At 57.8% G+C, this 8,767-nt stretch carries 4 protein-coding genes and 1 pseudogene; 3 read left to right on the top strand and 2 right to left on the bottom strand.

The features are described from left to right. Positions 1-20: 20 nt before the first annotated feature. The gene (gene secA / locus ACTIKR_RS18975) at positions 21-2,771 is read left to right on the top strand and encodes a preprotein translocase subunit SecA (protein WP_193087289.1); all 2,751 of its coding nucleotides are present in this window, start codon (positions 21-23) and stop codon (positions 2,769-2,771) included. Positions 2,772-3,112: 341 nt separating this feature from the next. Here secA and mgtE read toward each other — a convergent pair whose 3' ends face one another. Both mgtE and ACTIKR_RS18985 read right to left on the bottom strand, forming a co-directional pair. Next, a complete protein-coding gene (gene mgtE, locus ACTIKR_RS18980) occupies positions 3,113-4,594 on the bottom strand; it encodes a magnesium transporter (RefSeq protein ID WP_193087290.1) in 1,482 nt (493 codons plus the stop codon). A 20-nt stretch (positions 4,595-4,614) separates the two neighbouring features. Beyond that, complete coding sequence (locus ACTIKR_RS18985; protein ID WP_442328692.1) at positions 4,615-5,466, bottom strand: inositol monophosphatase family protein; 852 nt, start codon at positions 5,464-5,466, stop codon at positions 4,615-4,617. 219 nt (positions 5,467-5,685) lie between these two features. Here ACTIKR_RS18985 and ACTIKR_RS18990 point away from each other — a divergent pair, with 219 nt between their 5' ends. Both ACTIKR_RS18990 and ACTIKR_RS18995 read left to right on the top strand, forming a co-directional pair. Then, positions 5,686-7,659, top strand: a complete 1,974-nt coding sequence (locus ACTIKR_RS18990; protein ID WP_442328693.1) for an FAD-dependent oxidoreductase — start codon at positions 5,686-5,688, stop codon at positions 7,657-7,659. A gap of 157 nt (positions 7,660-7,816) precedes the next feature. Then, a pseudogene (locus tag ACTIKR_RS18995) lies at positions 7,817-8,767 on the top strand (glycoside hydrolase family 31 protein); the annotation flags it as partial.

Raw genomic sequence — 8,767 nt, forward strand, 5'->3', positions numbered from 1 at the left:
CTGATTACTCTGAAAGCAGAATGATTTCTCTCCTCAAAAAAATTGTTGGCAGCCGTAACGATCGTCTTCTGAAGCAGTATCGCAAACTGGTCTCCAGAATCAACAGTCTGGAAAAAACCGTCGAAGCCCTGTCCGATGAAGCGCTAGCCGCGAAAACCCAGGAATTCAAGGCTCGCTATCAGCAGGACGGAGATCTGGACGCCATGTTGCCCGAAGCTTTCGCTGTTGTGCGCGAAGCCTCGCGCCGGGTACTGGGCATGCGTCACTTCGATGTGCAGCTGATCGGCGGCATCACCCTGCATTACGGTAAAATTGCCGAGATGCGCACGGGTGAAGGTAAGACGCTTATGAGTACGCTGCCTGTCTATCTGAATGCCATGTCGGGCAAGGGCGTGCATGTGGTCACCGTCAACGACTACCTGGCGCGTCGTGATGCGCAGCAAATGGGTCGACTGTATAACTTTCTGGGCCTGTCCGTGGGTGTGGTGGTACCAGAGCAGGACAACACAGAAAAGGTCGCTGCATATCGCGCCGATATAACTTATGGTACCAATAACGAATTCGGCTTTGACTATCTGCGCGACAATATGGAATATCGCGCTGAAGACCGGCGCCAGCGTGAATTGAGCTACGCCATAGTCGACGAGGTCGATTCGATCCTGATCGATGAAGCCCGTACGCCACTGATCATTTCCGGCCAGGCCGATGACAATACCGAACTGTATGTCAAGATGAACCAGGTTCCGGCCATGCTCACGCGCATGGCGTCCGAACCCAAGCCGCAGGAAACGGAACCGGAAGGCGATTTCTGGGTGGATGAAAAATCCCAGCAGATTTACCTGTCCGAAGCCGGGCACGAACACGCCGAGGAAATTCTGACTCGCCTGGGCATGCTGCCGCAGGGTGAGTCGCTGTACGAGCCGCGTCATATTACATTGATGCACCACTTGATGGTGGCATTGCGCGCCCACAATCTGTTTTTCCGTGACCAGCATTATGTGGTCAATGACGGTGAAATCGTGATCGTGGATGAATTCACCGGACGTTTCATGGCGGGGCGCCGCTGGTCCGATGGTCTGCATCAGGCCGTGGAAGCCAAGGAAGGGGTGGCGATCCAGAACGAGAACCAGACCCTGGCTTCGATCACGTTCCAGAACTTTTTCCGCATGTACAAAAAGCTTGCCGGCATGACCGGTACGGCCGATACCGAAGCCTACGAATTCCAGGAAATCTACGGCCTGGAAACGGTCATTATTCCGACCAATTTGCCCATGGTCAGGGATGACCAGAACGACCAGATTTTCAAGAACGATCAGGAAAAATTCGCTGCCATCATCAAGGACGTGCGCGATTGTCACGAACGCAATCAGCCGGTGCTGGTCGGTACCACGAGCATTGAAAACTCTGAGGTTCTGTCCGAACTGCTGAACAAAGAAAATCTGCCGCACGATGTGCTCAACGCCAAGCAGCATGCGCGTGAAGCTGAGATTATTGCCGAAGCCGGCAAGCCGGGCAAAATCACCATTGCGACCAACATGGCTGGCCGCGGTACCGATATTGTGCTCGGTGGCAGCATAGAGAAAGCCATTTCCCTGGTGCGCGCAGACGATACGCTCACGCCAGCCCAGAAAGAGGAGCGTATTGCCGCCATTCGTGAAAAATGGCTGCCGGTCAACGAACAGGTCAAGCAGGCCGGAGGCTTGCGCATTATCGGTACCGAAAGACACGAATCGCGTCGTATCGATAATCAATTGCGGGGCCGTGCCGGACGCCAGGGCGATCCCGGCTCATCTCGCTTCTATCTGTCGCTGGATGATTCGCTCATGCGCATTTTCGCGGGCGATCGCGTGCGCGCCATTATGGACCGGCTGGGCACCGATGGCGAACCGATAGAAGCCAAGATGGTATCGCGTTCCATTGAATCGGCGCAGCGCAAGGTGGAAGGCCGCAACTTCGACATCCGCAAGCAGTTGCTTGAGTATGACGACGTGTCCAACGACCAGCGCAAGGTACTGTACGGTCAGCGCAATGATGTGCTGGAAGAGGCCGACTCCGGCCCGCTGGTAGCCAACCTGCGCGATGCGGCGATTACCAACTTTGTGCGCACTTATGTGCCGGTAGAAAGTATGGAAGAGCAGTGGGATATTCCTGCATTGCAGACTGCGCTGGAAGCCGAATGGCAGGTTAGCGTGCCCCTGATCGACATGCTCGAAAAAAACGACAGCATGGGCGACGAGGATATCGTCGAAGCGGTGCTGGCACAGGCTCGCGAGAACTACGAAACCAAAGTGGCGCTGGTCGGCAAGGAACAATGGGTCTCTTTCGAGCGCGCCATCCTGCTGCAAACCATCGATACGCTCTGGCGTGAGCATCTGTCTTCACTCGATCACCTGCGTCAGGGTATTCATTTGCGCGGTTATGCGCAAAAAGATCCGAAACAGGAATACAAGCGCGAAGCCTTCGAGCTGTTCTCAGGCATGCTGGAGCGCATTCGGAATGAAACCGCGCGCGTGCTCATGACCGTGCAGATCCAGTCGCCGGAACAGGTTGAAGAGGCCGAGGCCGATGCCGCGCAGTCTCATGTGTCCAATATGCAGTTTCATCATTCTGACTACGATGAAGCGCTGGCCAATGCCGAAATCAATGAAGAGGGCGATGTGTCTGCCGGTGGTATCACCGTCAAAAACATGGTGGGCAGAGTTGGCCGCAACGATCCGTGTCCGTGTGGCAGTGGTAAAAAGTATAAACATTGCCACGGCAAGCTAAGCTGATCAACACCGGCCTGGCTCCTGCACAGTACGCGTGCGCGTGTCGGTGCAGGGCGGTGTGGGAAGCGCAGTGTTGTGCATGAAGTTGTATATATCGGGATGGGAATGACGATGTATAAAATATTCGATGGCAGGTTGATATCAACGTTCAATGTCACACAGCCATGTCGCAACAGATTGACGGCCCCGATTGATGTCGACTCAAATAAACGCCATGTCTTCCGATGGCAGGCATAAATGAAAAATCCCTCACAGTTCAAAAGCGGTGAGGGATTTTTTGTTATGCGGATGGCGGTGAATAATCTGGGCGGCGCGTCATGCCGGACAACGACGGCAGATGCTTGCTAGATAAGAAACAGGTTTGCCAGTCCCAGAAAGACAAAGAAGCCAAGCGAGTCGGTGGCAAAGGTGAGCAGCACCGAGGACCCCATGGCCGGATCCTTGCCGAAGCGGTCCCGCGTCAAAGGAATCAGGACGCCCAGCATGGCGCCGATCAGCATGTTGCAGACCAGTGCCGCCATCATTACTGCCGCAATGGAAAGGCTGCGCGAGACAAGCCATGCAAAGGCGGCGGCGACCAGACTGCCTGAAATGCCTACCAGGAATGTCACCACAAATTCACGTCGCAGCAGCGATTTCACGTTATTGGAGGTAATACGGCCCATGGCAAGAGCGCGAATGACAAGTGTCATGGTCTGGTTGCCTGAGTTGCCGCCAATGCCCGCCACAATGGACATAAGAAAAGCCAGAATCACAATGGTGCTGACGGTGTCTTCAAACTGGGAAGCCACATAGGCGGCGACCGACGCCGTGCACAGGTTCAGAAACAGCCAGGGCGCCCGGTTGCGGATCGCGCTGGAGACAGGCGCAAAAATATCCTCTTCCTGCAGACCGGCACGTGACAGATCCTGTTCCTGCGAGTCTTCGCGGATCACGTCCACCACCTCGGCAATGGTCAGTCGGCCAATCAGCCGGTTTTGCTGGTCCACCACTGGTGCGGAAACAAGATCGTAACGTTCAAATGCGCTGGCCGCTTCACGGTCTTCGTCATCAGGACCCAATGAAAGGTAGTCGGTGTTCATGACGTCTTTCACGATGGTATCGGGGTCGCTGACCAGCAGGCGGGAAACGGACAGCACGCCCAGAATCTGATCGCCGCGATCGACCACGAAAATCTGGTCGGTGTGATCCGGCAGTTCACTGAGGCGGCGCAGATAGCGCAGGACCACTTCCAGGGTGACGTCCTCGCGCACCCGGACCATTTCGAAGTCCATGATGGCGCCGACCGTACCCTCGGGGTAACCCATTGCTTCGAGCAGTTGCGCCCGTTCGGCTTCGGTCAGGCCTTTCTGTACCTCGGCCACAATGTCCGGAGGCAGATCGGCGGCCAGATCGGCCAGCTCGTCGGCATCCAGGTCTTCGGTGGCAGCCAGCAGATCGGCCCGATCCATGGACGCAATCAGCGATTCCCGGACCCAGTCGTCTACTTCCAGCAGAATGTCGCCGTCGTACTTGGAGTTGACCAGGCCCCAGATAAGCTGGCGCTCTTCGGTGGGTAGCGATTCCAGAATGAATGCGATATCTGCCGGATGCAGGGCATTCAGGGTATTGCTCAGTTCGGCTTCATGCTGGCGCCGGATCAGGCCTTCGACCAGCGTCGACTGCTCATCGCCGGCTTCCTGGCGGTGCACTAATTGTTCGACAATGGCGTGCTTTTTCAGCAGTTCCTGAATGCGCTCGAGCGCAAGCTGCGCATCCTCGGTGTCGAGTCTGCGCGGTACATGGACCAGGACGGCTTCGGAGGGGTGCTGATTTTTTTGCGCCATGACTGTAACGACCGGTTAGGCTATCGCGGTTTGAGATGAGGGGTAATCATGGCCGAGAGTGCCGGAAACAGACCGTTGCCCGCGGCGACCACAAACCCGTTGATGGGCCAGGGGTCATTGCCATACATATCGTCTGCGCGACCTTGCGCTTCCCGCACCAGCAATGCACCGGCGGCGACGTCCCACGGCGCCAGGCCCATTTCAAAATAGCCATCGAAGCGTCCGCAAGCGACCCAGGCCAGGTCCAGTGCAGCGGCCCCATTGCGGCGCAGGCCGCGAGTGGTGTGAATCGCTGTGTCAAAGATGGGGGTGTATTGATCTTCGAAGGAAAAGTCGCGGAAAGGGAATCCGGTTGCAAGCAGTGAATCGGCCAGCGTGGCCGTTTTTGAGCAGGAGATACGCTGACCGTTAAGCCAGGCGCCGGTGCCTGCCACGGCCGTAAACAACTCTTCGCGGTTGGGGTCATATACAATCGCAACGACCGGGGTATCGCGGGTCAGCGGCTCGGATGCCTGAGGCAGCACCGTACCGGCATGGGCGATAAGCCCGAGCGAGACGGCATAGTGTGGAATGCCATGCAGATAATTGGTTGTGCCGTCCAGCGGATCAATATACCAGGTGGCAACGCCTTCCGGTTTGCCGCCGGTTTCTTCAGCAACAATGCCAAAGTGGGGCGTTAACTGGGCGAAGGTATCCAGAATGGCCTGTTCTGCTTCCTTGTCGGCCTGGGAGACCAGATCATTCCTGGCTTTGTGATCGATGATCAGGTCGGATCGGCGATGCGAATAGGCCTGCAGTACCGAGGCTCCCGCATGGGCTGCCTTGATGCCGGCATCAAGCGCAATACCGAAGTCGATGAGGGAAGAAGACATGCGTGATACTCCGTCTGGATTTGAATCGGAACAGCAGCCGGGATAAATCCCGATAATCGGACGATTATAAAATGAATAGCTTTGCCCGGGTTCGCATTGCGGCAAAACCGGGTATTCTTTGTGTACTTTGTGTAAATGGCGCGACGGCGATGCATGGTGGCCCAATGCAGGCCGCCGCGGGCGCGCCTGTCTGTTAAGTATCGGTAGGGAGAAGGGTTGATGGAAGGTGCGCTGGACAATTTCAGTGCGGTGCTGGAGCAGGCGATGGTGCATTTGCAAAAAAGCATGCAGCAGGAGAACACCTTTACGGCCTTGGTGCTGGCCGCTAATGGCGCTCACGTTGCAGCGACCTTGTTGGCGCACTGGCAACGTCACGCACCAGCTCAGGCGCAGTTGCATCTGGTGTTTTTTGAAGCCGCGGCCATCGCCTCGTCAGAGACGAAGGTTACGACTGAAGGCGCAATGGCGTCTACCTCGGCGGCGCGAACCCCGCTTGCGGCAAACAGCGATGACGCATGTGCAGCCCTGGACGGGCTGCTGGCTGCCTCTGATGATGCAGGCGTGCTGCTGCCCGGGGTGCATCGGTTCGATGCGCCGGCGCACCGGCTCACGGTGACGCGCCTGATCGGTCCGGTAAGCCAGACTTTCTCGCAGTTGGTTGCCGTTGTGGATCTGGTGCTGGTGGATTCGACCCGCCGGCTCGCCGAAATTGCGCACTATGCCGACAGTGTGTTGCGTATTGCAGCGGCAGATCTGGCCGTGGTTGCACCCCAGCCGGTGCTTGAGCAACTACAACAAGCGATCAGAAACAAGGGGTCGCGGGCCCTGGCTTTGCATCCATTGAGTCAGCCATGGCAGGTACTGCTGGCGCGGCTGCATAAACCGGCCAAGCCACTGGTCGCGCCGGCACGCACCGCATGGGTGGTCGGCGGCAGTCTTGCTGGTGCGGGCGTGGCCTATGCGCTGGCATTGCGCGGCTGGCACGTGCACGTGACCGATCCGGCACTGGCTCATGATCAGTCGGGACCACAGGCAGGCCATCTTGCCGCGGCCCTCACGCCGCTTATTTCCATTGATGATAATTTCAAGGCGCGACTGAGCCGAGCCGGGGTGTATCGCGCTCATCAACGCTGGGCGGACTTTGACGCCGATATCATCGTCTCGCGTAGCGGTACGCTGGAGCTGGCACGCAGCAAAGGGCATGCGCGCGACCTGCTACAGGCTGTGCAGGCCATGACCTACCCCGAAGGGTGGGTCAGCCTGACAGCGCCGCCGCAGGCCGCCACGCGCGCCGGCGTCGGCGTCACTCGCCACGGCGCGTACTTTGTCAAAGGCATGACGGTTTCACCCCCCAATCTGATCCGCAAGTTGTTGTCCCATCCCAATATTGTCTGCCATGGCGTGCAGATTGATTCGCTGCAAAAAGGGGCGCAAGGCTGGCAGTTGCGGTCTCATCAGAACAAGGAGTCCGTGGTCGTGGCCGAATGCGATACCGTTATCCTGGCGGCCGCCGCCCATACGCCGGCACTGTTGGCCCAAAGCGGCCTGGATCACCATACCTTGCGTTCAGGACGCAGGCAGCCGACCATACCAGCGATCATGTCCATGGATACGTTGGCCGGACAGGTCATGCATGTGCCGGCGGCAATGCTGCCGCAGGTGCCAGTCAGTGTGATTGGCGCAGAAGGCTATTTTCTGCCGGCGGTGCAGGGGCAATGCGTATTGGGCAGCACCTACGAACGGGAACCGGTCAGGCAGGGATGTACCCGTCGCGGCCAGCAACAAATCGTGAGCAAACTGGCGCCGGCGCTTGCGCCAGCCGTCTTGCAGCCGGTCGTCGATGCAATGGCGGCGCACGCGCCCATTGCCGGATTGTCGCCATTGGCCTCGTCCGGTGAGGCAGGCGATGAAAGTAGCGGCGACGGGGGCAATGCACTGCCAGCCCATGCGCAGGCAGCGCAGCACGACGATGCCCCGGTGTTTGCCGGGTGGGCCGGAAGCCGGGCGGTTATCCGGGGCCGGTTGCCTGCTTTTGGTCCAATGCGCCACGCGCCCGGGCTGTGGCTCGCTTGCGGCTACGCATCCCATGGCCTGACCTGGTCGGCATTGGCCGGCGATGTTATCGCCGCCATGCTCAATGCAGAGCCAGTTCCGCTGGAGCGCGATTTGCTGCAGGCGGTGGCGCCGCGCTAAAAAAAACGCTTGAAAAACGGCCACATCCGCTTTGTTTTTTAGCCAAAACCCGAAATTGATTTTATTTTGTGTGGTAAATGAGTCAAAATAAGCGTTTTTAGGGAATCTCTTGCCCGTTTCCATGCCCCGGTATTCCCCCTCACTGAAAAGAACTCACGTGATTCAATTTGATCGTCTTGTATTCAAGTCCGCTCATGCAACGCATGCCGAGTTTTCTACGGACACTGATTTATTGTTGCGCGTCGAGGCCCACGGCCCGGGCGTATTCAGGATCCTGGCAGGGTTGCCCGACAGGCTCTCCGAAGAAAAACAAACCGCGCGCCAGAAGCAGCGCCAGGCACTGACCATCGCTCGCGACGAGTGCATCGGCGACATGCTCACCGAGTCGCTGATTGATGAGTCGGGCTGGCGTTTCACCCAGGGCGACGTCTCTCTGGTGATCTGCAACAGTCCGCTGAACATTTCGCTGTTCCGTGGCGATACATGTATTTTGCGCACCGATGATGGCTTTGAGACGCCGCTGGTCATGGAGTCCGAAGCCGGACAGCCTGCCCATTGGTCGGTCATGTTCGATCTGCCGGACAACGAACCGGTTTTCGGGCTTGGCGAAACCGCTGGCGACTTCAACCGCCGCGGCGTGGAAATGGTGTCCGACCTGAACGACTTCCGTTATTTGCCGCTGGCCTGGAATCCCAGGGGCTGGGGAATATACGCGAACTCGCTTGAGCGGGTCATGCACGATCCTGGCACAGAAGACAATCCGGGCACCTATCAGATTTTTATGGATGGTCCGGTTTTTGACCTGTTTCTGTTTGCTGGCGATGTCCCCGAAATTTTCAATCAATATTCCGCGCTAACCGGTCGTGCCGGCCAGCCGCCGTTGTGGGCCATGGGTTCATGGCTCAAGCAGCAGCCGGGCCAGTCTACGCCAGACTTTGTTGCACAGGCCGAAGCGCTGCGACAGTCCCAGTTTCCATTGGATGTCCTGGATTTTGCCCAGCCTTCCATGGTGCAGTTTCAGGCAGACAAGCTGGTGCTGGAATGGGATGGCAGCCGCATGGACGATGCGCGCCGCACGCTTGGCGCGTTGCGCGAAAAGTTTTTTGAA

Source organism: Advenella sp. (assembly GCF_052108595.1).
Lineage (GTDB): Bacteria > Pseudomonadota > Gammaproteobacteria > Burkholderiales > Burkholderiaceae_B > Advenella.

Bases quoted from the DNA above. Each gene is read 5' to 3' on its own strand.
- secA (WP_193087289.1), top strand. From the start codon at position 21: ATGATTTCTCTCCTCAAAAAAATTGTTGGCAGCCGTAACGATCGTCTT.
- ACTIKR_RS18990 (WP_442328693.1), top strand. From the start codon at position 5,686: ATGGAAGGTGCGCTGGACAATTTCAGTGCGGTGCTGGAGCAGGCGATG.
- ACTIKR_RS18985 (WP_442328692.1), bottom strand. From the start codon at position 5,466: ATGTCTTCTTCCCTCATCGACTTCGGTATTGCGCTTGATGCCGGCATC.
- mgtE (WP_193087290.1), bottom strand. From the start codon at position 4,594: ATGGCGCAAAAAAATCAGCACCCCTCCGAAGCCGTCCTGGTCCATGTA.